We start from the raw sequence: 994 nt of genomic DNA, 5'->3' as shown, positions 1-994 counted from the left end.
AGGACGTCGCCATGCTGGTTATTCCGGCATAGCTCAGTTGGTAGTAGCGCATGACTGTTAATCATGATGTCGTAGGTTCGAGTCCTACTGCCGGAGTTAAAAGAAATAGTCTCAGACTATTTCTTTTTTTTATAAAATGACGTGATTAGAAGAAAAATGCTTATTAAGATCATAAATAAATATGATAGAAATATTGACTTTTAAGCTATATTTGGGTATGATATTTCTTGTGTTAAATAACTACTGCCGCCTTAGCTCAGTTGGTAGAGCACCACCATGGTAAGGTGGGGGTCGCCGGTTCAAGCCCGGCAGGTGGCTTAAAGAAGCTGAGAGAGAATTTTTCGTAATTTCTACTGTCGTTTTTCAAAGAGTTGGCAGCATTAACTATCGGCTCTTTGTCAAATAGTGTTGTTTTATATAAGTCTTGAAAAAGTGGGTGCTTCGGCACTCTCTTTTTTTGTTATTTAATTATAGTAAATAGATCTTGCTGGATAAAAATGCGCATTTTTAGTGTTCGAAATGTTCGAAAACCAAACGCAATTCTTTTGATCACTTTAATTAGATTATTCTTTCCCTCGATTTTCCCATTGGAATAGGGATATAGAAAAGAATGTTTAATTGATGTTTTATGCTTTATTAGATAGCAGATTGATTTTTTAAATTGCTCATCAAGTGTACGAGGTAGATTTTCAATCGTAGCGAAAAACGCTTTGTGATCACGTTTATCATAGTGATAAAGCAGCTCCTGGTAAATTTCGTAGGACTCTTTAAGTGTGGTGTCGATTGAAAGCAAATGGTCCAATACATCGGATTCTGTTAGAAGTTTTTTATTACGCCGATTGTAAAATTAACTTGATTGAAGCATCTAGAAATTCATCCTTTATTTTGATAGAATTGTGCATAGACATCTGATTTCCTCCTTATTATGTTTTAGACGACTTAATTATAGGACAATCAGATGTCTTTTTGTTATAAAAAAATATTTGATGTCCTT

General features: G+C 34.5%; 2 tRNA genes and 1 pseudogene. 2 read left to right on the top strand and 1 reads right to left on the bottom strand.

The features are described from left to right. Nucleotides 1-22 precede the first annotated feature (22 nt). Nucleotides 23-96 (top strand) — tRNA-Asn (locus HMPREF9088_RS11175). 149 nt (nt 97-245) lie between these two features. Then, a tRNA-Thr gene (locus HMPREF9088_RS11170) sits at nt 246-318 on the top strand. A gap of 142 nt (nt 319-460) precedes the next feature. On the opposite strand, the pseudogene HMPREF9088_RS11165 reads toward HMPREF9088_RS11170, so the two are convergent. Next, a pseudogene (locus HMPREF9088_RS11165) lies at nt 461-832 on the bottom strand (ISL3 family transposase); the annotation flags it as partial. Nucleotides 833-994 lie beyond the last annotated feature (162 nt).

This window comes from Enterococcus italicus DSM 15952, from assembly GCF_000185365.1.
GTDB classification, from domain to species: domain Bacteria; phylum Bacillota; class Bacilli; order Lactobacillales; family Enterococcaceae; genus Enterococcus_G; species Enterococcus_G italicus.
This window is presented reverse-complemented; position numbering and strand designations above follow the sequence as displayed.